This window comes from Bacillus sp. GW821-FHT01G09, assembly GCF_059422205.1.
In genome coordinates this window covers 972246-994379 of the sequence record NZ_JBWKWL010000002.1, presented here as the reverse complement: position 1 = coordinate 994379, position 22134 = coordinate 972246, and the positions used below count along the sequence as shown (strand labels likewise).

Sequence of the window (22134 nt, the reverse complement as noted above, 5' to 3'; positions counted from 1 at the left end):
CTTCCCTATTTTTTGGCCTTTTCATATGCTGTGTGCCAATCAGGAAAAGCTTTGCGGAATTGAATTGGCTTAAAGCTTTCTTTATCCACACAAATATGAGATGAGGTGGCTTTGATGGAAAGCTCACCGGCCGGATTATAAATGTGATAACCATAGACGGTTTTAAAGCCGTTATATTCCTCTATCCATGTATGTACAACCGCGGTTTCTCCGTAATGAAGCGGCTTTTTATAGGAAATATTGATATCAACAACTGGGGACAGAACGCCTCTTTTTTCCATATCACTATATAAAAAGCCTAAGTCCTTAATTAAGGCCGTTCTGCCGACCTCCATCCACACAAGATAATTTGCGTGATAGACAATTCCCATTTGATCTGTTTCTGCATAACGCACTTCTATTTCTTTTTTTGATACATGCAAGATTACTCTGCTCCCTTAACGTCAATTTAGCCCCATTTTACCATAATCAAATCAGAAAGAAAAAAAACCAGGTTTCCCTGGTTTTTTAAGAACGGTATCCGTTTTGTCTCGCTGCAGATTCGTCCTGTATTTCATTACGAAACGCTTCAATGCTCTGTTCGCGCCTTGCATTTTTTTCTTTGATACGCTGTTTATCTTCTCCTGAAGCAAACTCCATTGATGCTTCTGCTTCTTCTATATTTTCAATTGTATTTTGAACCATATCCTGCAATTTTTCCACATTGTCAGAACGATCATCAGGATTAGGCTTCTGATATTGATTTTGGTTCTTTGTCATTCGGATGTACCTCCTAGAAATAAACTCGATTTTTCGCTACTCGCCTTTTGTCTGCATGATGATCGGCCGCTGACCTGAAGTATCATGCATTTTTTCCCCTTTATTGGCTTTATATTTTACAGGCTTTGTACCCAAGTGGCTTGGAGCATATTGAGGCTGACCGTTTTTCTTGTTGTTTCCCATGTTTATCCCTCCTCAACAGATAGGTTTCTCAAAAGGAGGGGTAAACATGAATACAAATTAAAGGTTATTTTTGCTTAAATCGCTGTTCAAGCTTTTCCTCAAGCTGATTTAAATACTCTGTATTGGTCATCAGCTCTTTTTTGTTTTCCATGACGAGCTCATGAAAAGAACGTTTTCTCATCTTCTTCACGCTTCTCACCTCCGCATATTCTTTTATTTTTTCCAATTCTGAAAATTTGTAAGCATATTTGAGCATAAAAAAAACTGAATCTAATCAAGATCCAGTTTTTGTTCCATTTCTTTTTTTGTCATGGTGCCAACGTGTATGTCTTGGATAACACCTTTTTCATCTAAGATATATGTCGTTGGATATGACATCACGTTATAGTCAGCATTGATCCCTTTTTTATCAATCAGAATGGGGAACGTTAAGTCATACGTATCAGCAAACGCTCGGACCTGTTTCTCACTTTTCTCAGCTGAAGTGAAATTTACCGCAACAACCGCAAGTTTGTCGGGGTATTCTTTTTGCAGCTTTTCCATCGCAGGCATTTCCTGACGGCACGGCTTACACCAAGTTGCCCAAAAATTGAGCAGCACTTTTTTGCCTTTTGCATCCTGTAAAGAGCTTTTCTTCCCTGACAGCGTTTTCAAAGAAAAATCAGGTGCTTGTTTCCCCTCTTGAATTCCGACTTCTTTTTTGCTGTATGTTTGATATAAATTCCATCCCGTATAACCGGCAAGCATGATAAGCAGGATCCCTGCGAGCCATTTTTTCAGCATATGCCACCTCCGCAGCACATTGTGTCATAAAAAGAAGAGAAAGCGAAATGCCTTCTCTTCCTATTAATTCATCAGGACTGCTTCATTTTTTCACGAAGCACCATTTGAAGGATGCCGCCATGGCGGTAGTAATCAATTTCAACTTCACTATCAAAGCGGACGACTGCTTCAAAAGTTGTTACATTGCCGTCTTCATTGATTGCTCTTACAGTCACAAGGTCACGAGGACGAACTGTTTCATCAACATCTACCTCGATGACTTCTTTACCCGTTAAGCCGAGTGTATCCGCATTTTCACCTTGTTTAAACTGAAGCGGCAGCACACCCATGAATACAAGGTTGCTTCTGTGGATTCTTTCAAAGCTCTCTGCAATGACCGTTCTGATGCCGAGAAGGTTTGTTCCTTTTGCAGCCCAGTCACGTGAAGATCCCATACCATAGTCTTTTCCTGCTAATACGACAAGACCAGTTTTATCTTCTTTGTATTTCATGCACGCATCATAGATGGATGTTACTTCACCAGTCGGCCAGTACGTCGTAAATCCGCCTTCTGTACCCGGTGCAATTTGGTTTTTGATCCGAATGTTTGCAAATGTTCCTCTCATCATGACTTCATGGTTTCCGCGGCGGGAACCGTAGGAGTTAAAGTCGCGAGGAGAAACACCTTTTTCTTGCAAGTACTTTCCGGCAGGCGTATCTTTTCCGATTGCCCCCGCAGGAGAAATATGGTCAGTTGTGACTGAATCGCCGAATTTACCGACAACACGCAAACCTTTTAATGGTTCAACCTTGCCTGGCTCAACAGACATTTCTTCGAAGAATGGCGGGTTTTGAATGTAAGTTGACTCGCTATCCCATTTATATAATGCTTCATCTGTTGTTTCAATTTCGTTCCAGCGCTTGTTGTCATCAAATACTGTTTCATACTCTTTGCGGAATAGCTCTGGCGTAACAGTTTGCTTAACAAGTGCATTGATTTCGTCCATTGACGGCCAAATATCATTAAAGTATACGTTTTGACCATCCTTGCCCACACCGATTGGATCGGTTTTCAGGTTAATGTTTACCGTTCCAGCCAGCGCATATGCCACAACAAGCGGCGGTGAAGCAAGATAGTTGCCTTTAACAAGCGGGTGAATACGTCCTTCAAAGTTACGGTTTCCGGAAAGGACAGACGTAATCAGAAGATCATTTTTCGCAACCGCTTCTTCGATTTCCGGTGAAAGCGGGCCTGAGTTCCCGATACATGTTGTACAGCCGTACCCAACGAGGTTAAAGCCAAGCTCTTTCATGTATGGAAGAAGGCCTGAATTCACAAGATATCCTGTAACAACTTTAGAACCCGGTGCAAGTGACGTTTTCACGTAATTAGGCACCTTAAGCCCTAACTCAACCGCTTTTTTCGCTACCAGTCCGGCGCCGATCAGAACGTATGGGTTTGATGTATTTGTACAGCTTGTAATCGCAGCAATGGCGATCGCACCCGTTTTCATAACTGTTTCTTCGCCGTTAAGGAGTTTAAACTTAATTTCTTTATTTTCTTCCTCAGCATTTAAACCGAATCCTTGGTTACCTGCAGGGCTGACTAATTGCTTTTTAAACGTTTCCTGCATAGCAGATAGCGGGATCAAATCCTGAGGACGCTTTGGACCCGATAAGTTTGCTTCAATTTGAGACAGGTCAATTTCAACCACATCAGTAAATTGAGGGTCTTCCGCATCTGGAGTGTAGAACAAGCCATTGCTTCTGCAGTATGCTTCAACAACATCAATATGTTCAGGATCACGGCCTGTCAGGCGCAGGTAGTTAAGCGCTTCTTCATCTACTGGGAAGAATCCGCATGTAGCGCCGTATTCCGGAGCCATATTCGCAATTGTTGCGCGATCTGCAAGCGGCAGTTCAGCAATTCCCGGACCGAAGAATTCAACAAATTTACCGACAACGCCTTTTTCACGCAGCACTTGTGTTACTTTTAACGCCAAGTCAGTAGCTGTTGTTCCGTTTGGAAGCTTGCCGACAAGTTTCGCGCCGATTACCTCTGGAACTGGGAAGTAAGAAGGCTGTCCAAGCATTCCCGCTTCAGCTTCAATTCCACCGACACCCCAGCCGAGAACACCGATACCGTTAATCATTGTTGTGTGTGAGTCTGTTCCGACAAGCGTATCAGGATACGTTACAAGCTCGCCGTCTTCTTCAATGGCATGGACAACACTTGCCAAGAACTCAAGGTTGACCTGGTGCACAATACCTGTTGCAGGCGGCACTGCCTGATAATTGTTAAACGCTTTCTTTGCCCAGCTTAAAAATTTGTAGCGCTCTGCATTTCTTTCGAATTCCAAGTCCATATTTACTGCTAATGCATCTTCTGTACCCGCTTTATCTACCTGTACAGAGTGGTCGATAACGAGATCAACAGGAATTTCAGGGTTGATTTTATCAGGATCTCCGCCGACAGCTGCCATTGCTTTACGCAGTGAAGCCAGATCTACTACTGCCGGAACCCCTGTGAAGTCTTGTAAAATAACACGAGACGGTTTGAACGGAACGTCGATATCCTTTAATTCGGCAGTTCCCCATTTTGCCAAATTTTCCACGTGTTCTTTTTTGATAACGAAGCCGTCAACTTGACGCAATACTGATTCTAAAAGAACTTTGATGGAATAAGGAAGCTTCGAAACCTTTCCTATACCTGAATCTTCTAACGCTTTTAAAGAGTAGTAATGATATGTTTTCCCATTTGTAGTAAACGTTTTTCTCGCTTGGAAAACGTCTTTTGCTGCAGTTTTTTGCTCGTTTGCCATTCTCCAAAATCCCCCTTCAGATCAGATCATTCTCAGATGAACATTACATTCCATCACAATTTTCTCACAATTTCATATTAAAACAAAATCATACATAAGTAAATATCAATGTTTTTATTAAATACAATAAGTTCGACTTATGAGAAAAATGTACCGGTAATTTTTACTGTTTACGCTCTCTCATATAACACAATAAAAGAAGCCATATTATGATTGAGGTGATAATGATGGTCAAAAGAAAAGCGAATCACGTCATTAACGGAATGAATGACGCAAAAAGCCAAGGCAAAGGCGCCGGCTACATTGAAAACGACCAGCTTGTACTGACTGAAGCAGAACGCCAAAATAACAAAAAAAGAAAAACCAATCAATAACACCGAACTCTTTAAGGAGGTTCTCATTTTATGACCAATAAGAATACAAGTAAAGATATGCATAAAAACGCCCCTAAAGGACACAATCCCGGCCAACCTGAGCCTCTAAGCGGAAGCAAAAAAGTAAAGAACCGAAACCATACAAGACAAAAGCACAACTCAAGCCATGATATGTAAGAAAAGCAGACCTTAGTGTCTGTTTTTTTATGCGTTCACCCATTTATAATCCACCGCATATGATGTAAAGCAAGGTTGATATGTGGAGGAATGCTTCCATGAACCATTCAAAACGCAACGATGCGAATGATTTCGATAGTATGGATGAATGGCTTCGGCAATTTTTTGAAGACCCCTTCGCCTGGTACGACGAAACATTGCCTATTGATTTATATGAAACAAGTCAGCAGTATATTATAGAAGCGGATCTGACTTTTTTACAGCCTACACAAGTAACAGTTACCCTTTCTGGATGCGAGTTCATCTTAACTGTCAAATCGTCAGGACAGACTTTTGAAAAACAAATGATGCTTCCTTTTTATTTTAATGACAAAACCATTCAAGCCGAATGCGAAAATCAAATACTCACAGTCGCCGTCAATAAAGAAACAGAAGATGGCTCTTCTTTTTCTCTTCAATTTCCTCTCAGCTAAACATAAAAAGTCACTTTCATCCCCTATTATGAAAGTGACTTTTTTTCCGTCCATTTATCGTCAAATACCCTCTAGTGACTCTCCCATGGCCAAATAGCAGATTCACTATACAATAGAATATGATCTACTATCTCTTTTGACTAGACGTCTATCACTTTTTTCTATTCTTTTTTTACTGTGTTCTTCTAATCTCTCTTCGTATACAATATGGTTAGAATAAGGGGGAATGATTGATGCTGGAAGGATGGTTTTTATGGTTTATTCTGTTTTGGGTGATCATGATGGTAGTCTTATTATCAATCGGCGGTTTTTTCATGTTTCGAAAGTTTTTAAAGCGTTTACCAAAAGAGGACGGCAGATCAGAGCTTGATTGGCAGGATTACTATATTGAAAACAGCAGACATTTATGGAACGATGAAAACAAACAGTTTCTAGATGAATTGACTGCGCCGGTGCCAGAACTGTTCAGAGATGCAGCAAAAGCCAAAATCGCAGGCAAAATCGGTGAGCTTGCATTAAAAGAAAAGGTAGCAAAGATTGATCAGCAACTTATGATCAAAGGCTATATTCTCGCAACTCCTAAAAGAGACCATACCTTCTTAAAAAGGCATCTGCGGGACAAAAAAATCGATTTGGAACCTTATCAGACCCTTCTCAAATAAAAAACCTTTCCTGACAAGAGGAAAGGTTTTTTAATTCATTTGAATATTAGCTGACTGCAGCTCGTTATGAAGTTTTCGATATGATAAATACATGGCGATTCTCCAAGGCACAATCATACCGAAAGCCAGAATCCAAAACATTCCGCTCAGTGCACCATAATCGATTGATGTGCTCAAGATCGATTTCATCACGATTCTGATCACCAAAAGACCGACTAATATAAAAACAAATGCTTTAGAGCGTTTCATGTAAATTTCATTATTTTTAATTTCGAACTTAGAAGTTTTGATTAGAAAAATAGAGAAAATCACACCTAAAGTGAATGCTTCCAAAAACTCTGCACCAGTTACCCAAAATACCGGAAATAAAAACATTAACGCTCCCGTACTCATAAAAATCGGCGGAAGAATGATTTTTTTTGGTGAAACAGGCTTGTCAGAGGACTTTATTCTGACCACCATCACAGCTACAGCCATTAACACAGCAATAATCGATGAAACTATAATCATCATACTTATCATTCCTTTGTTTCTCGGAGTGTTGATACTATATACTATACTCCAAAACAATAAAAAAAACCATTTTGAAAAGAAATGACTTTAATGTCCCATAACGCGGCTTACAGCTTCCAGCACTTTTGTTTCCTCAAACGGCTTAACAATAAAATCCTTTGCCCCCAGCTCAATTGCTTCCGTTACAATTCTTTGCTGGCGCATGGCGGTGCACATGATGACCTTCGCTTTAGGATCAAAGGTTAAGATATCACGAAGCGCTTTTATGCCGTTTTTCACCGGCATTGTAATATCCATTGTCACAAGGTCCGGGCGCAGTTTTTTATACAGGTGCGCTGCTTGTTCACCGTCCGCCGCTTCGCCTGCGATTATGTAATTTGCCTCTTCCAAGATCTCTCTGATTTTCACTCTCATGAACTTGGCGTCGTCTACAACTAAAACTCTTGTCATATTCCCCTCCAACAATCGATTTCCACAGATAATAGTCTTATTGTACCAAAAACAAAAGGATTAGTAGTAGTACGAAAGTAATTTACCGTCAAAAACCAGTAAAGCCTCCAAAAAGATCTGACAGCAAAATAATGATCAGGCTCATCCAATTAAAGAATAACAGCACACCAATCACAATCATCAAAACGCCGCCAGCTTTCATAATTAAAAGCTGGTTCTTCCTTATCCACTTCAGCTTTGTGATAAAAAAAGACAATAAAAGAAACGGTACCGCAAAACCGAGTACATATAACATCATGTATGGCACCGCTGAGCCCGGATTGGTGCCTGCAAGTGTGATAACAGCACCTAATATCGGACCGGTACATGGTGTCCATCCAGCTGCAAATGCCATTCCGATTAAGACCGACCCTAAAAACCCGCTTGGTTTATGCTTAAAATGGATTCTCCGCTCTTTCATCATAGCCTCAGGCCGGAACACACCGAGTGTAATGAAACCGAACAAAATAATAAGCAACGCGCCAATTTGCCGAATCGCATCATGATAATCCCTAAACAGGCTGCCAATAAAAGATGTTCCATAGCCTAAAGCAATAAAAATGACTGAAAAGCCAAGCAAAAAACACAAAGTATGAAACAGGCTTCTTTTCTGCAGCAGCAGCTTTTCTGTTTTTACATCGTCCATGCTGACCCCTGTAATATATGACAAAAAAGCTGGGTAAAGCGGCAGGCAGCAAGGCGAAATAAAGGATAAAAACCCCGCTCCGAATGTCAAAAAATAATTCACGTCTCCCATGTCATCATCCCTTCATGATTTGACATTCCTTCAAGTTATGACAAAATCATTTCATTTTTTTAACACTTTCACTTGAAGGATTTCTATTTTCAGAAAAAACTTATATAATTTAATTTGACATTGAGACATTATACTCCTTCTCATTTGAAAATTAGTATAAATATGGATATAATATAAACATTCACTTTGAAGATCTAATGTATGAAAGGATACATCCCTGTGATTAGAGAGCATCTATTAAAAGAAATTGAAAAAAAAAGAGCAGAGCTGCTGCAAATTGTCATGGCGAACGGAATGACATCTCATATTACGATAGAGCTCAGTCAGGAGCTTGACCATCTTCTCATACAATATCAAAAGCAGCGCCTTCGAGCAGTAGCGGGTGATGAATGATTGCAAAATAAAAAACCCGTATAAGGGTTTTTTATTTTATAACCATGTTTCTCTATATCATAATCTTTACGTATTATTTCGTTTGATTATTCATGGCTTTCATCATTTGATTGATTTTCTTTTGAGAAGGTTTCATTCCCATTTGCATCATCATCATGCGTAACATTTGTTCATTAATAGGCGGATTCTTTTTCAGGTAGCTCATCATATATTTACGAGCAATAAAAAACCCGAGTGCAACACCTATGAGCAATGCAACAACGCCCACTAGGATGCCAACCCATAAAGTCATTTTATTTCCTCCTTCATGTTGTCTAGTTTAAAGTGTACTAAACCAAAAGCTATTATACAACATTTACATCTCTTTTTCTTCGGTTTTAGACAAAATTTCTTTCTTTCACCGGATTTAGCCATCCGTAACGCTTCGAATTGAAATCCATTGCTAAAAAGCAAGGGCTAACTTTTCTTAACACTTCAAAGAATATCGTTTCTGCCTCGTAATCTCCCGAAGCCACAATTTCTATCATGTGCTCCTTCATCATAAACGTCGCGTGGCCTTTTGCTTTCGGCAAAGCTATTCTATAAATATAATCCAGCTGCCTGTAATCCGTCTTGTTTAAATTCATTTTTAACCGCTGATGCATATGTAAAATCGGGATTGGTTGTGTAATATATTGAATCTGTTTCTCTGTCATTTCATACTGCTGCTTTTCAAGGCTTGTCCAATGATAGTCTTGAAACAGCTCAAACATAACCGATTCCCGGCCGAAATAGTGATTGGCAAATTCCTCTTTGATAAGGTACGTATAGTAGTGACGTTCCATCTTTTCATCCCCTTTTCCAGCAGCATTTCATTTGCTCTCTATTATACAAAAGAAGAAAAGAAAGAATTGTCTATTACTGTTAAACAGCCAATACTATTTTTGTCGGATAAACAAGAAAAAGAGGATGATTTGGCTCATCCTCTTTCAAAAGCTTACTTATTGATTAATGCCTTAACTCGATTCACTACGTTCGGAACTGAGAAGCCGTATTCGTTAATGATGGTTTCACCTGGAGCAGATGCACCGAATCGGTCTATGCCGAGAACGTCACCTTCAAGCCCCGTGTATTTGCCCCATCCAAATGATGAGCCCATTTCAATTGCAAGACGTTTTTTCACATCTGCAGGAAGGACTTCGTTTTTGTATTCATCAGATTGTTTCTCAAAACGGTCCATTGAAGGCATGCTGACAACAGAAACATCAATATTTTCTTTTGCCAATTCAGCCTGCGCTTCAATTGCAAGACCTACCTCTGATCCGGAAGCGATGAGAAGAGCGTCAGGTGTTTCGTTTTTAGATTTAGAAACGACATATGCACCTTTTTCTACTCCTGCCAATGCTTCTTCAGATGTTTGATCGATGGTAGGAAGGTTTTGACGTGTAAGCACTAGCGCTGTTGGGTGGTCAGTGCTTTGAACTGCAAGCTTCCATGCTGCTGCTGTCTCATTGCCGTCTGCTGGACGGATCAAAGAAAGATTAGGCATCGCACGGAGTGAAGCAAGCTGTTCAACAGGCTCGTGCGTCGGACCGTCTTCACCAACCGCAATACTGTCATGTGTGAAGACATATGTCACAGGAAGGCCCATTAACGCTGCAAGGCGAATCGCAGGACGCAGGTAATCAGAGAAGACAAAGAAAGTTCCGCCGAATACACGAAGACCGCCATGAAGCGCCATACCGTTTAAGGCTGCACCCATCGCAAATTCACGTACACCAAACCAGAAGTTCTTGCCTGAGTAATCAACCGCTGTAAAATCACCGGCATTTTTAATTGTCGTTTTGTTCGATCCCGCTAGGTCAGCAGAACCTCCGACAAAGAAAGGAATTTTTTTCGCAAGTCCGTTGAGAACTTCACCGGAAGATGCACGGGATGCCAGGCTGCTTCCTTTTTCATACACAGGAACCTCTTGATCCCAGTCCTTCGGAAGCTCTCCTTTGATTGCCAGTTCAAGCTGTTCAGCAAGTTCAGGATAAACTTCTTTATACTTAGCGAATTGAGCATTCCATTCTTGTTCTTTTTTCTCACCTGATTCTTTAACAGCTGCAGCGAAATGCTCATAAACTTCTGACGGAACGTAGAAGTCTTCTTCATATGTCCACGCGTAAGCTTCTTTTGTTAATTTGCTTTCCTCTTTACCAAGCGGCGCACCGTGAACACCGGATGTACCGGCACGGTTAGGTGAACCGAATCCGATTGTCGTTTTCACTTCAATTAATGTAGGTTTCTTTTCATTTTGGCGTGCTTTTTCGATAGCCGCTGTTAATTCTTCAATATTGTTTCCATCCTCAACATAAAGAACTTCCCAATTCATTGCTTCAAAACGCTGTTTCACGTTTTCAGAAAATGAACGGTCGAGGTCTCCATCAAGAGAGATGTCATTAGAATCGTATAGTACGATCAGACGGCCAAGCTGAAGATGGCCTGCGAGTGAAGCGGCTTCAGAAGAAATACCTTCCATTAAATCACCATCACCGCAAATACTGTATGTATAATGATCGACTACGTTAAATGAATCGCGGTTGTATGTTTCCGCTAAATGGCGTTCAGCAATTGCCATACCGACTGCCATGGCAATTCCTTGGCCAAGCGGACCTGTTGTAGCATCAACACCGGCAGTATGTCCGAATTCCGGGTGTCCAGGTGTTTTGCTGCCCCACTGGCGGAATCCCTTAAGATCTTCAATACTAAGATCAAACCCGCTTAAATGAAGCATGCTGTATAATAGTGCTGACCCGTGTCCAGCAGATAAAACAAAACGGTCACGGTTAAACCAGCCAGGGTTTGCCGGACTTACGTTCATAAATTTTGTCCACAGCGTGTATGCCATTGGAGCGGCTCCCATCGGCATCCCTGGATGACCAGAATTTGCTTTTTCAATAGCGTCTATTGACAGTGTGCGAATGGTAGCAACTGATTTCTTTTCAATTGTATCCATAAAAATCCCCTTCCTTATGTGTTGTACCCTTACATCATAAATGTCTGACGACTTTTTCTCAACTGTTTCAGCTTAAATTTGAGAGAAACTTGTTGAATTTTGTCACATAAGAGTTTTGATTATAGTATATGCAAAAGAGGAATACGATATTGCCGTATTCCTCTTATATTAGTGAAGTTTGTTATTTCTTTTTTCTCTTTTTAGCTTTTCTGGTGTTACATCATTGCCTTCTGGGTCAATGATTTTCACGCTTTTTAACGTGTTCTTCATAGAAGAACGAAAACCTTTCAAGTACTCTTGACGGAGCTTTTGCTGTTCGGCTTTTTCTTCTTCTGTAATAACGCCAGCTTTAGCTTTGGCAGCAAGCTCATTAATTCTGGCAATTTTCGCGTTTGAAATCATGTTAAACTCCTTTATTGCATTTTGTCTATATAGTACTAGATCAAAAAAAGTTTTACAACTGATTCACTCTGCTGTCTCTACATTCTCTATGTATTCCTGAAAACGCCGGTGAACGGTTGCTTTAGAGACATCATAGCCAAACCCTCTTAGGGTAGCCGCGATTTCAGCAAACGTTAGTTTATTCGCTCTTAGGCGGACGATCTCAGAGATTGGCACCTCTATTTTTTCTTTTCCACTGTTCTCATGTTGGTTTTTTAAGTTTTTTTGCGGTTTAAAACCGTTTTTTACTGCACGCTTCATTCCCCGTCTGATTTTCATGTTGTGAATCTTTCGCTGATACTCTTCCACAATGCTGACGATTTCCAAGACCATTGAGTCAGCCTCCGATAACTCCAGTTCACCTCTGTGAGCCGTTGTATAGACTTTCACACCTTCTCTGTAAATACAATGAAGCAGTGCGATTTTTGCGTTTCCCCGCCCGAGCCTTGTCTCGTCCTGAACCAAAATGACATCAATTCCAGCGATCTTAATCTCATCAAGCAGCTCAAATACACCATCCCGATCCATTTCATATCCGCTGGCTTTTTCTGAAATCACTTTGACGACTTCCATGCCGTTCTCCGCAGCAATGGCCGTAAGCTCCTCTTCCTGCCGCTTTAATGACGTTTCCTGCTGTTCTTTATTTGTGCTTACACGGGCATAAATGAGTGCTTTCATTTTATCTCTCTTTCCTCTCTATCTTACAGTTGCCAATTCATATGCATCCTGATGCTTCTTTTTCAATGGGATCACTAACTCATCACCCGGCTGGATATCAGATGTTTGTAGTTGATTTTTATCAGCTACCCATTCAATAAAATCATTTTTGTTTATCTTTTTTGTATCTGCTACCTGATCAGCAATTGACCAAAGTGTGTCGCCTTGCTGGACTTCTATTTTAACATACTGATTAAGCTCCTGGCCGCTGCTTGTATATGACAGCATAAGGATAACCGCGCTCAAAATCACTGTGAACAGACCGACAAAAATAATAGATTCTTTACTCATGATCATAACCTCCAACAGGAATGTTTGTTCGCATTTTTATAATTTCAGTATATACGAACAAACGTTTCTGTCAATTGTTTTTTCGAACCTATGTTTGTACTGTAAGGAAAATCATGCTATAATCTTCTTAAAATCGACGTTTTGAGGTGCGAAAAATGACGAAGCTATCAAAAAGGCAACTTGATATCCTCCGTTTTATTAAAGCAGAGGTTAAATCAAAAGGATATCCGCCTTCCGTGAGAGAGATCGGAGAGGCTGTCGGGCTTGCGTCCAGCTCTACTGTCCACGGCCATTTGGCCCGTTTGGAAACAAAAGGGCTGATCAGACGAGATCCGACAAAACCAAGAGCAATAGAAATTCTTGATGAAGAAGTAGACATTCCGCAAAGCCAGGTCGTTAATGTACCGGTCATCGGGAAAGTCACGGCGGGATCTCCTATTACAGCAGTAGAAAATATTGAAGAATATTTTCCGCTCCCTGACCGCATGGTTCCTCCAGACGAGCATGTATTTATGCTGGAGATTATGGGAGACAGTATGATAGATGCTGGTATTCTCGATAAGGACTATGTCATCGTTAAACAGCAAAACACAGCGAACAATGGGGAAATTGTAGTTGCGATGACAGAAGAGGATGAAGCAACTGTAAAACGATTCTATAAAGAGGATACCCACATTCGCTTGCAGCCTGAGAACCCAACGATGGAACCTATCATTTTGCAGAATGTCAGCATTCTAGGGAAAGTGATTGGCGTGTTCAGAACCGTCCATTAATCTATTGATCTATCAGATGCATAAAATAACCCCCTCTTCCTTTACGGAGAGGGGGTTTGTTGTTCAAAAAAAGCAGGCTCGCCCTGACTTTTGGGTGCGAGCCTGAATAGGAGGAAAAAGAACATCATGTTTACACCATAATTATCCACCAAAAGATTGTTGAAGTCAAGAAATTTTCTTTCCTTCAGGAAACTTTTATCAAAATATGAACGTTTAGAATATTAGACGCTATCTTCTTAAAAACGTTTCATTTTTTAGGTCGTGGAAGGATGCGGTTTTATATTTATTAAGGGGCGAAGCAATTGAAATATACTGAAAATTTAGTACATAGTTTAATTAGTTCAACATTCTGATAAAACAGCTCGCTTTCTTCATATAAAATGTAATGTGTATTTCAATTTCACCTTCACCCAATCACTTGTGCAGTTCAAAATATATGGCATCGTTGAACAAGTCGGGTAGAAACCTTCCCCAAACATAAAGTCTCCACCAACACCCTTCTTTAAATTTAACCTTATATGAAATATGGTTGTGCTATCAAAAGGCCGTTTCATCATAAAAGTGCATATGCGTTTTTTCTTGTTTGTAATATCGAAGCCTGTCTTGAAGGGTTCCGGTATGAAATTCAAATTTGTGGCCGTCAGGGTCGGTAAAATAAATTGATTTTCGATCGCGTTCATCTCGTTCTCTGCCAGGCAGAATATTGACATGAAGTCTTTTTAATTTAGCTGATACCTCCTCAAATTCATGATCTTCAATTGTAAAAGCAATATGGGTATAAGAAAGCTTAATGTCATTTCTCGGGATGTCTGGTTCTTCATTAAGAGCTAGCCAGATGCCGTTCATATCAAAATATGCAGTTGTTCTTCCCTTTACCAAAAGCTTTGCACCAAACACTTTTTGATAAAAATCAATCGATGTATCCAAATGCGAAACTGAAAATAGCAAGTGATTGATTCCTTTTATCTCCACAAATCATTCCCCCCTTGGTAGCTGATCATCCACATATACGACTTTTTTCATAAAAAGATTCATACAGCTGAAAAAAATACCAGTGTAAACAAAAACGGACTGTTTAAAATAGTAACATGACCATTATGAATGGTTTTGAATTGCATTATTTATCGTTTGTTTACGCCCAATAATTTTCTTCAAAAAATAACAATTTAGGTGGTCAAATGAAACATATCATTGCGCTTGCTTCAAAGATTGCTTTCACTCTCGCCCTTTTATATGTGATTTTGGACAGAGTCTATCACGCATCCTTCTTAAGTGTGATGTTTATTGCACTTTTCTTAGGTTTTGTTTCCTATCTTTCTGGTGACATGCTCGTCTTACCCAGAACAAACAATATTACAGCTTCATTGGCTGACTTTGGCCTTTCATTCGTTATTCTTTGGGTATTTGTTTTAACCCAAACAAGAAACGATTTCTCACCATTTGGAGCAGCTCTCCTTTCCGCTGCCTGTCTTACTGTTTTTGAATACTTTTTTCATCGGTATTTACTGAAAAATGTCCTTGATGAAAATTTCCGAAATGAACTGTCAGCGAGAGATAACACGTTGCAGTATCAAACGGAAGCCGCGGACGAGCTGTTTCCCGAAACGAAAGAGAAGCATAAGGAATAGGAGGCTGTCTTATCGCCTCCTATTTTTCAGTAGCTATTTTTGAGAAAACGGAACATCACTTCTGTAAACTCATAAAACCTCTCATTTTGAGTAACAGCTCTGCTTTTTAAAGAAAAGATGCCGAACAAAGACTTTCGAAACCCTGTGCTCATTTCTATCTGAATACTTAAACCTGTTTTTGATTTATTTGCAATGTTATTCGGACTAACGCCCGCATGCGGATGGTCCGTATTGAGTAATACAGCAGGAAAACCGGCATGCTGCAATTTCTCAACTAAATCTGCCGCTCTTACGCGATCTGTACCGCCGACTTCGATCTGCTGATCTTCTTCTGCGTACCCGTGTAATGAAATGACATATTCATGGTTTCCCGTCATTTTAAGGGCCCGAGGTTCATCAAAGTGCGTACTCGTAATGTGCAGGACTGAGTTTCCTGTCGATTTTAAGCCTTCAAATAAATACATCGAGTACTCTTTGCTGAGCTCTCTCGCTACTTCACTTGTCCCGCCTTCAATACCTCCTCCGTGAATAGCTAAAACAAGAACAGGGCTTCCGGTTTCTTTCGTAACAACGCCATAATCAGAAGGATCTTCATTGTTTTTTAATTCCTCAAAATTCTGATATACATCTTCAGCATAAATTGAAGAAATCGGAGTAAACACCATAAAAATCAACAATAATTTTACAATTTTAATAGTTGATGGAAAACGTTTGGCTATGTTACAATCAACATGCTTCAAGGAATGGAGCAAACGGCGGAGCAGGGATACTTTGGCCGGTTTCATCTACTCCGCCTCTAAGTCCAAATCAACAGAATGTAGGTCTCTTTGAGGCTTTAGCACGAATTCTCTCGTCCTCCTTGTTAAATTTTTGTTAAATTCACAATATTATATACCATTAGCCCGGGCGCTGTTCTTCTCATTTTTGAATTTATGAAAAGTAAGCTGGCACCACCTCCCCCATTTTCCATACAAAACAAAAATGCACCTGCCCTTTGGCCTGTGCACTTTTTATTTTCTCTTCATTCTTCGTTTTTTTGCTTGATTTAATTTCATGATGTTTTTTTCAATTTTTCTTATGTTTCGCCTTTGCGGGATTGTTTTCATTTCATAATAAACAGAAATAAACCCGCTTACTGTCACTGCTGCAATATAAAGGACGCGCTGTTTGATCATCCGGTCAGCATGTCCATGATCATTCGCTTCTTTTTCCAGTCTTTCGATCACAGCTTTATCAAACAGCTGATCGACATACACTTGTTTCATTCCCACTGCAAACCCAGCAGCCAGCCAAAGAATCAGAAATAAACTGATATAAAACACCATAAACCCTTCCTTTCCTGTCTTGATGCGGTGCAGAATTTTAAAACAGTTCATCTCATTACAACTGGCAGACGAAGCTTCTTCTTTGTGTTAGGTTCTTTCAATAGGCTGGTTAATATGTGTAATGCTGTAATGAACAGTTAGAAATTTTATTCCAAACAGCCACATATGATGAACAGCGGTTAATTTGTTGTCATGTACAGCTTCTATCAGAAAGGTTTCAGATAAAGGAAGCGGACAAGTTCCCGCTCTTGTTTGCAGATAAATCCCCTCATCCCCCGCTCTGCTTTTTCTCCGCCTGCTTGTTAAAACCAGCTTCTCCTGATGATGATATGGTTTTAAAATACCTGTCATGCTGCTGAATGGAAGCGGTAAAGAAATATTCATATACCCTTCTCCATTTGAACGATACACTGAATAAAGAGCGGTAAAAATGGTTTCGTTTTTTTCATTTGTTCTAATCCAGGCACGTACTCTTTCCCTTCCGTCTTTTTTAGAATGAACACCTTTTATCTTGCTGTACATCCTGTACCAGTCAGGGTACGTCGAAAGATGTATTTGGCCGATTCTTCTGCTGAACCATTCGTAAATAATTGAAAGCGGCCGAAACCACGTGCTCCATGTTACTTTTGCTTTAATATTATATTCGATGGTTTGTTCATAAAACGAAAGAATGAGCGGCGCCAGTTTTTCTGGTGAAAAATCTTTTGAACGCAGGCTGCCCATATCATCCACAAGTCCGCTGTACCGAGCGTTATTTTCAGCTTGAATGTTAGCTAAAAATTCTTCTCCCATCTTTCTTTTTCCGTAGATACGGCTGAATGTCTTTATACTGTCTGCATCAAAAGGCTTCGGATCCTCTATTCTCCACCCTATGAGAGCGGGCAAGATAACACCAAACGCGTTGACAAAACCGTGAATCCAAATCATCTGATTGATGGTCAATGTAACTTCTTGCCGAAATACACCAAATGAGTAAATCAGCGAGAAAGCAATCGTTATCATTAAAACAGCGGAAGAAAGCCGAATAAGAAATGTCCCCGTCTTGGTGCGAAAGACTGCCGTGAACACCAAAAATGCATGAAGATAAATCGCCGCCATATAAATGCTAACCGCAATGACATCAAGTGTTTTTGAATATGTGATGCCCAGTGCGATAAGAAGGGGCGAAAGCAAAATCACCCATGTTATCCAACTGTACAACATCCGATGTTTTCTAATGGTTCTGCCGAGTAAGCCGTTAAAGATCGGGATCAGAAAAGCAGAATAGTGAAAGTGGACAGCAGTCAGCAAAATGATGAGAGGGCCAAATTGCATGATCTGCAAATGGGCAGCATAAGCAAAAAACCAAAATCCTCCTCCCGCCAAATAAATAAGACCGAACAAAACTGATGTCTCTTCGATTCTATGTATCTTTGTTTCCCAAAGGCGGAGGATCGCATACAATGCAATAAAAACTGTGTACATCCACCAGATAAGTGCGAAAACTCCAACCTCCGTCACAAGAGCCAACACTGCAAAGAATGCGGCTACAGGGTAGCACTGGATTAGCCCATATTCCATAAACTGAGCAGCACGAACCGGAGATTGACGAAAAACAAAAGGAAAAATTCCCGGCACGAAAAATAGAATGGATAACAAAACGAGTGCCTCTGCCACTGAAATATCCGGTGCTTCCGCTGCAAGAAATCCTATAAAACAAAGCGCACTGACTATGCCATTTCGTTTCATGATTCTCTCTCTTTCTCCTGAAACGTTCCTTTATAAAAGAAAAGAGTGCCAAGAATTGTATTTTGCACATGCACTTCAATGGTGAAACAATTCTTTTTTTCATCAAACGTTTCGCAAACTTCGGATGTACCGGTCAGCCATTTCGGCAGCGGGATTCTTTTTCCGCATATCAATAGCCATTGCTTTCCCGATGTGATCGTAAGAGAGCCGTCATGAGATGCCTCGAACGTCAAAACAGACAGCAGCAGATGAGGTTTGCCGAAGAAATCAAGTATTCTATTTTCTTTCTCGTCATATATCATTATCGCGTCAAAGAAACGTTTTTTGCCTTTAAAGAAAAATGTACGATTCCATTCTATTCCTGTATGTTGCGATTTCAAAAGACAAGTTCTATTTTGTATTGTAAATGGAATGTCTTTGCCTCTTTCTGAAAAGAAGCATCTGAAAAAAACACCCAGCTTTAACAGCATTCTAACCAGAAAAGAGCCTCCGCTTATTTCTGACATCGTTCCCGTCCCGCTGAATGTTTGAGACCCGTCTAATTGGTACCGTTTCCGCAGCTTGGGATGCAGCAAATGATAGTTAATAATTGATTTTTCATAAATCGAACTCACAATGTCACTTCTTTCTCTTTCGTTTTGTGCGCCTGGCACTGGGGAGCTGCAGGCTAAGAGCGCCGCTTGCTGCGGAAAACACACTCAACAGAACCCACATGAATATTTCGGAACCTAGACAAGCAAACCCCGCAAAGATACAAGCCTGGACACCATGAATGATCCATTTTCTTTTTAAAGGAATCAGCCACAAAATAGCTAAGCCTATCTCCGCTGTTCCTGCCAATATGCTTGTCTCAACACCTGCAAAGCCTTGATAGAACCAAAACAGGCTGAAAAACAGACACATGAACACATAGATGATAGAGGATCGAATGAAGCGCTTCGGATGTTTATTTTGCTCAACCCAAAGCCTTAATGCATCAAAGCTCCAGGCAGTCGCCCAGCCAAGCAGCGGCCGAAATAATAAACGATCGATCCATCTTCCCGGCAGTCCGTAGGCTGTTTTGTATTGGTACTGTGTTAAAAACGTCATTTTCCCATTTTCTCTCTGTATATACTTCCAGTAGCCGCTTCCATGCCGAATCAGAGATAATGGATGATCAGAGCCAAAAGCCAGTGAAGAAGACCTCTCAGATGAACATTTGTTGAAAACACCGACGGTTTCTCCAGTACCTGACACCTTTAATCCAAAGCCTATTTTTGTTTCGTAAAGAAACCTCTGTTTTTCGCATGGCTGTCTATTCAAATACGTGATATTTGAAAACCGGAGATCCCATTCCGTATGCAGTGATGGGTTTTGTGTATATTCCCAGAGTGTATCCAGATCAGATTTCATTTCGATTTCTACATAAATCGGTTTCTGCCTCACAGCCCCTCCTCCCTTCTATTTCAAGCAATTCCTATATTAGCATATTGGTCGATTTGAAAAGTGTATATCTCTCCAAAAAAAGTATCTTTATCCTAAAAAATGCATAAAAAAAGAAGAGAGGTTTCCTTCTCTTCCTTGGGATTCATTACTGAGTTTTAACCGTGCCGTAATGAGTAATTGTGACGTTCACACTGTATGTGATGTCGGCTTTACTGAAGGTGTCATCCCAGTTATTTTTCACCCTTTTCCATAAGTGAGGATATGTAAGTCTTAAAGATTCATCAAAACCAGCAACATCTGCTTTATAATCATGCTGAATTTTTTTTAATACCTGACCAACTATTTTCTTTACCTCGTTTTCAATAGTCGTTTCGAGACGATCTATAAACTGGGTGTCCAACGCCTCTTTTGTGTTCCAGTTTTCAACCAAATCGCCTTCTGATTCAATATCGACATGGAATGAAATATCCGTCCCTTTTACGACTGGCTGAATTTTGCTTTTGATTTTATTGATATCGTACGCTAACGTCTGTTGGCTCTTTTTATCATGACTTTTGACAACTCCGCCTTTTCCTTCCCCTCTAATCCATGTAATCCCCTCAGTTTCATATTCATTTAAGGTGCCGATCATTTTTTTCGATTTTCCGTTGATTACAGCTGCTCCGGAATACTTGATCGCTCCATTCGCCGCGACCACATTTTGCAGCAAAAAACTGTTGCCAGAATGCAGTTTTCCAATTAGTTTCGCGAGTGTCACAGGGGGAAGAATTTTGGAAACCTTATGTTCATTTTCACCTAATCCAATCAGCCGAAAAGCCGGAATTTCTCCGTTCTCTTTCAGCTGGAGAGCTTCTCTTGCTTCCCCTTTAGCAGATAAAACAAGACAGCTTAGCCTGATTTCATTATCACGAAAAAATTGATCCAGCATTTCGTCGATAGGAAATGTGTGCAGCACATCTTCACTCATGACAACAACTTTTAAATGCGGGCTAAACACTTCTCGGTCCCGTCTTAATGCAACCTCACTTCCGATCTGCTGTAATGAATCCCCTGTTTCACTTATATTAATATACGCTTTTTGCGCTCCTTGTCCGCTACCGCCTCCCCCGCTTGTGCCCGCGCCTGCCGCTTTTTCATTAACAAATTGATAGGTCAGCGTAATGTTGTCTTTTTTCGGATAGCTCCCGCCCTCTTCTTTTAACTCTTTTTCAGTGTTCGTTTCTTTTCCTTTATCAATTGCGATAGCGAATGTGAGACCCAGATCTTCTATTTCCCGGCTGCTCCAGCATCCTGTTACGCAAATCATCAGCAGACATACCGTGACCATAGCAGGCAATTGACGTTTTAGTTTACTTTTCACCTCTTTTCCTCCATTTCGAAATGACTAACAGCAAAATCGGCAAAGCGCCAAATATATACAAAGCGATATGACTGACCGTATCGCCCAATATAAAGACGTCATTTTCATTTTTCGGCATGCAAGAGAGGATATAAATAACAGGAAGCAGCCCAAACATACATGAAAGGGGTTTCTTTTTAAAAACCTGTGAGACTCCCAGGGAAGCTGCATAAAAAGTGATAATAAACGTGGCAAAAAGCTGCATAATCCAAATCACAAGCAGAAATGATTCAAACCGTTCAAATATTAAACCAGGTATTTCAAAACTTCTCATCAGATCAAGCCCCGGCCATGTTCTCGTCACAACTCCCTCAACTGATAGTGCACCGATGACCATAATCAGCGTAATCATATAAAAACTGGTCACAACGCCTGTCCCAATCACAACCGCTTTCACCGCATTTTTCGGCTTTTTCATAAATGCTACTAAAATGAGCATAATTTCTGAACATGTAAATGAAAGGTTCGTTGTCTTTACTCCTCTGAGAACCGGCATGATTCCATCTCCTAATACAGGGCGCAAATTGTTGATTTCAAATATGCCTAAACTCATGAGGGCTATCGTTAAAAAGATGATGACCGTAATCGGAAAAATCATTTCAAAAAGCCGTGCAATCGGATCTAGGCCTTGTGTAATTGAATAAAGCCCAATCCAAAGAACTGTCATAATGATGGCCCAAGACGGTGTCCCTTCGAGGAGAAAAAAATCCACGATTTCGGACATGACTCTGACTTCAAATGCACCGAGTGCCAGAAAATAAGCAATAAAAACAATACTGATCAGATGCCCGAGCCATTTTCCTACAATATGTCGGGAGTATTCATAAAAGGTCTCCTTAGGATACTGCTGGCTTAATTTAACTATAATCATCCCGGCTATTACCGCTAGGACCCCGCCTAATAAAATTGAAATCCATCCATCAGGAGATTGTGTTTGTTCTGTTACTGTCCGAGGGAGCGTAAGAACTCCGGCAGCAAGCATATAATTAATGATGATAATCGTTGCCTGAGCGGTTGTGATTTTACTGGTTGGGCTGAACATGAGACTTTATCACCATCCTGT

The 22134-nt window shown here is 40.5% G+C and carries 30 protein-coding genes and 1 pseudogene; 7 read left to right on the top strand and 24 right to left on the bottom strand.

Annotated elements, in window-relative coordinates; all coding sequences use genetic code 11:
* Window positions 1-5 precede the first annotated feature (5 nt).
* The 6 genes from AC07VD_RS10340 to acnA all read right to left on the bottom strand — a co-directional run bounded on the left by AC07VD_RS10340 (window position 6) and on the right by acnA (window position 4526).
* Window positions 6-422, bottom strand: a complete 417-nt coding sequence (locus AC07VD_RS10340) for a YbgC/FadM family acyl-CoA thioesterase (protein ID WP_017696516.1) — start codon at window positions 420-422, stop codon at window positions 6-8.
* Window positions 423-507: 85 nt separating this feature from the next.
* On the bottom strand, window positions 508-759 hold the full coding sequence (tlp, locus tag AC07VD_RS10335) for a small acid-soluble spore protein Tlp (RefSeq protein ID WP_134982967.1): 252 nt from the start codon (window positions 757-759) through the stop codon (window positions 508-510).
* 36 nt (window positions 760-795) lie between these two features.
* The gene (sspN, locus tag AC07VD_RS10330) at window positions 796-942 is read right to left on the bottom strand and encodes an acid-soluble spore protein SspN (protein ID WP_003231569.1); all 147 of its coding nucleotides are present in this window, start codon (window positions 940-942) and stop codon (window positions 796-798) included.
* A gap of 64 nt (window positions 943-1006) precedes the next feature.
* Window positions 1007-1132 carry an FbpB family small basic protein gene (locus tag AC07VD_RS10325; protein WP_003244964.1) on the bottom strand — a complete coding sequence of 42 codons (126 nt, stop codon included), beginning with the start codon at window positions 1130-1132 and terminating at the stop codon, window positions 1007-1009.
* Window positions 1133-1212: 80 nt separating this feature from the next.
* On the bottom strand, window positions 1213-1725 hold the full coding sequence (locus tag AC07VD_RS10320) for a redoxin domain-containing protein (protein ID WP_024571428.1): 513 nt from the start codon (window positions 1723-1725) through the stop codon (window positions 1213-1215).
* A 71-nt stretch (window positions 1726-1796) separates the two neighbouring features.
* Window positions 1797-4526, bottom strand: a complete 2730-nt coding sequence (acnA, locus tag AC07VD_RS10315; protein ID WP_003231573.1) for an aconitate hydratase AcnA — start codon at window positions 4524-4526, stop codon at window positions 1797-1799.
* Between the two features lie 227 nt (window positions 4527-4753).
* On the opposite strand from acnA, the gene sspO reads away from it, so the two are divergent.
* From sspO to yneK, 4 genes are all read left to right on the top strand, one after another.
* Complete coding sequence (gene sspO / locus AC07VD_RS10310) at window positions 4754-4900, top strand: small acid-soluble spore protein SspO (protein ID WP_003244839.1); 147 nt, start codon at window positions 4754-4756, stop codon at window positions 4898-4900.
* A gap of 30 nt (window positions 4901-4930) precedes the next feature.
* Window positions 4931-5077 carry a small acid-soluble spore protein P gene (locus AC07VD_RS10305; protein WP_003221237.1) on the top strand — a complete coding sequence of 49 codons (147 nt, stop codon included), beginning with the start codon at window positions 4931-4933 and terminating at the stop codon, window positions 5075-5077.
* 80 nt (window positions 5078-5157) lie between these two features.
* A complete protein-coding gene (gene cotM, locus AC07VD_RS10300; protein WP_015251997.1) occupies window positions 5158-5550 on the top strand; it encodes an outer spore coat protein CotM in 393 nt (130 codons plus the stop codon).
* 233 nt (window positions 5551-5783) lie between these two features.
* The gene (gene yneK, locus AC07VD_RS10295) at window positions 5784-6212 is read left to right on the top strand and encodes a DynA interaction protein YneK (RefSeq protein WP_003231580.1); all 429 of its coding nucleotides are present in this window, start codon (window positions 5784-5786) and stop codon (window positions 6210-6212) included.
* A 30-nt stretch (window positions 6213-6242) separates the two neighbouring features.
* Here yneK and AC07VD_RS10290 read toward each other — a convergent pair whose 3' ends face one another.
* The 3 genes from AC07VD_RS10290 to ccdA form a co-directional block, all read right to left on the bottom strand.
* The gene (locus tag AC07VD_RS10290) at window positions 6243-6734 is read right to left on the bottom strand and encodes a CcdC family protein (RefSeq protein WP_072174017.1); all 492 of its coding nucleotides are present in this window, start codon (window positions 6732-6734) and stop codon (window positions 6243-6245) included.
* Window positions 6735-6812: 78 nt separating this feature from the next.
* Entirely contained in the window at window positions 6813-7175 is a 363-nt protein-coding gene (locus tag AC07VD_RS10285) for a response regulator (protein WP_185184383.1), read from the bottom strand.
* Window positions 7176-7263: 88 nt separating this feature from the next.
* Complete coding sequence (ccdA, locus tag AC07VD_RS10280) at window positions 7264-7971, bottom strand: cytochrome c-type biogenesis protein CcdA (RefSeq protein ID WP_063335412.1); 708 nt, start codon at window positions 7969-7971, stop codon at window positions 7264-7266.
* A gap of 219 nt (window positions 7972-8190) precedes the next feature.
* On the opposite strand from ccdA, the gene ynzD reads away from it, so the two are divergent.
* Complete coding sequence (ynzD, locus tag AC07VD_RS10275) at window positions 8191-8364, top strand: aspartyl-phosphate phosphatase YnzD (RefSeq protein WP_010886518.1); 174 nt, start codon at window positions 8191-8193, stop codon at window positions 8362-8364.
* Window positions 8365-8437: 73 nt separating this feature from the next.
* On the opposite strand, the gene AC07VD_RS10270 is transcribed toward ynzD, so the two are convergent.
* From AC07VD_RS10270 to yneA, 6 genes are all read right to left on the bottom strand, one after another.
* Complete coding sequence (locus tag AC07VD_RS10270; RefSeq protein ID WP_003221221.1) at window positions 8438-8656, bottom strand: YneF family protein; 219 nt, start codon at window positions 8654-8656, stop codon at window positions 8438-8440.
* Window positions 8657-8741: 85 nt separating this feature from the next.
* On the bottom strand, window positions 8742-9188 hold the full coding sequence (gene sirA / locus AC07VD_RS10265; RefSeq protein WP_003231591.1) for a sporulation inhibitor of replication protein SirA: 447 nt from the start codon (window positions 9186-9188) through the stop codon (window positions 8742-8744).
* A 152-nt stretch (window positions 9189-9340) separates the two neighbouring features.
* Complete coding sequence (gene tkt / locus AC07VD_RS10260; protein WP_003231593.1) at window positions 9341-11344, bottom strand: transketolase; 2004 nt, start codon at window positions 11342-11344, stop codon at window positions 9341-9343.
* Window positions 11345-11512: 168 nt separating this feature from the next.
* Window positions 11513-11746: a DUF896 domain-containing protein gene (locus tag AC07VD_RS10255; protein WP_024573193.1), complete on the bottom strand. Its 234-nt coding sequence runs from the start codon at window positions 11744-11746 to the stop codon at window positions 11513-11515.
* 63 nt (window positions 11747-11809) lie between these two features.
* Window positions 11810-12463, bottom strand: coding sequence for a YneB family resolvase-like protein (locus AC07VD_RS10250; RefSeq protein WP_024573194.1), 654 nt, complete (start codon window positions 12461-12463; stop codon window positions 11810-11812).
* Between the two features lie 18 nt (window positions 12464-12481).
* A complete protein-coding gene (yneA, locus tag AC07VD_RS10245) occupies window positions 12482-12799 on the bottom strand; it encodes a cell division suppressor protein YneA (protein WP_003231598.1) in 318 nt (105 codons plus the stop codon).
* A 149-nt stretch (window positions 12800-12948) separates the two neighbouring features.
* Between yneA and lexA the strand changes: the two genes are divergently transcribed.
* Complete coding sequence (gene lexA / locus AC07VD_RS10240; RefSeq protein ID WP_024573195.1) at window positions 12949-13566, top strand: transcriptional repressor LexA; 618 nt, start codon at window positions 12949-12951, stop codon at window positions 13564-13566.
* 286 nt (window positions 13567-13852) lie between these two features.
* Here lexA and AC07VD_RS10235 read toward each other — a convergent pair.
* Together AC07VD_RS10235 and fosM are read right to left on the bottom strand one after the other, a co-directional pair.
* Window positions 13853-14195, bottom strand: a pseudogene (locus AC07VD_RS10235) (hypothetical protein).
* The gene (gene fosM, locus AC07VD_RS10230) at window positions 14104-14538 is read right to left on the bottom strand and encodes a FosM family fosfomycin resistance protein (RefSeq protein ID WP_024573196.1); all 435 of its coding nucleotides are present in this window, start codon (window positions 14536-14538) and stop codon (window positions 14104-14106) included. The pseudogene AC07VD_RS10235 and the gene fosM overlap by 92 nt, the downstream one beginning before the upstream one ends.
* 206 nt (window positions 14539-14744) lie before the next feature.
* Between fosM and AC07VD_RS10225 the strand changes: the two genes are divergently transcribed.
* A complete protein-coding gene (locus AC07VD_RS10225; protein WP_003245454.1) occupies window positions 14745-15194 on the top strand; it encodes a YndM family protein in 450 nt (149 codons plus the stop codon).
* Window positions 15195-15220: 26 nt separating this feature from the next.
* Here the strand turns inward: AC07VD_RS10225 and pghL are convergent, their stop codons facing one another.
* The 7 genes from pghL to AC07VD_RS10190 form a co-directional block, all read right to left on the bottom strand.
* Entirely contained in the window at window positions 15221-15979 is a 759-nt protein-coding gene (gene pghL, locus AC07VD_RS10220; protein WP_129092444.1) for a gamma-polyglutamate hydrolase PghL, read from the bottom strand.
* 225 nt (window positions 15980-16204) lie between these two features.
* Window positions 16205-16519 carry a hypothetical protein gene (locus AC07VD_RS10215; protein ID WP_003245621.1) on the bottom strand — a complete coding sequence of 105 codons (315 nt, stop codon included), beginning with the start codon at window positions 16517-16519 and terminating at the stop codon, window positions 16205-16207.
* An 87-nt stretch (window positions 16520-16606) separates the two neighbouring features.
* Window positions 16607-18247 carry a YndJ family protein gene (locus AC07VD_RS10210; protein ID WP_129092443.1) on the bottom strand — a complete coding sequence of 547 codons (1641 nt, stop codon included), beginning with the start codon at window positions 18245-18247 and terminating at the stop codon, window positions 16607-16609.
* Complete coding sequence (locus AC07VD_RS10205; RefSeq protein WP_024573200.1) at window positions 18244-18861, bottom strand: DUF4166 domain-containing protein; 618 nt, start codon at window positions 18859-18861, stop codon at window positions 18244-18246. Before AC07VD_RS10205 ends, AC07VD_RS10210 begins: the two co-directional genes overlap by 4 nt.
* A gap of 4 nt (window positions 18862-18865) precedes the next feature.
* Window positions 18866-19672 carry a hypothetical protein gene (locus AC07VD_RS10200; RefSeq protein ID WP_129092442.1) on the bottom strand — a complete coding sequence of 269 codons (807 nt, stop codon included), beginning with the start codon at window positions 19670-19672 and terminating at the stop codon, window positions 18866-18868.
* Between the two features lie 145 nt (window positions 19673-19817).
* Window positions 19818-21032, bottom strand: a complete 1215-nt coding sequence (locus tag AC07VD_RS10195; RefSeq protein WP_129092441.1) for a Ger(x)C family spore germination protein — start codon at window positions 21030-21032, stop codon at window positions 19818-19820.
* Entirely contained in the window at window positions 21022-22113 is a 1092-nt protein-coding gene (locus tag AC07VD_RS10190; protein WP_129092440.1) for a spore germination protein, read from the bottom strand. Before AC07VD_RS10190 ends, AC07VD_RS10195 begins: the two co-directional genes overlap by 11 nt.
* Between the last annotated feature and the right edge of the window lie 21 nt (window positions 22114-22134).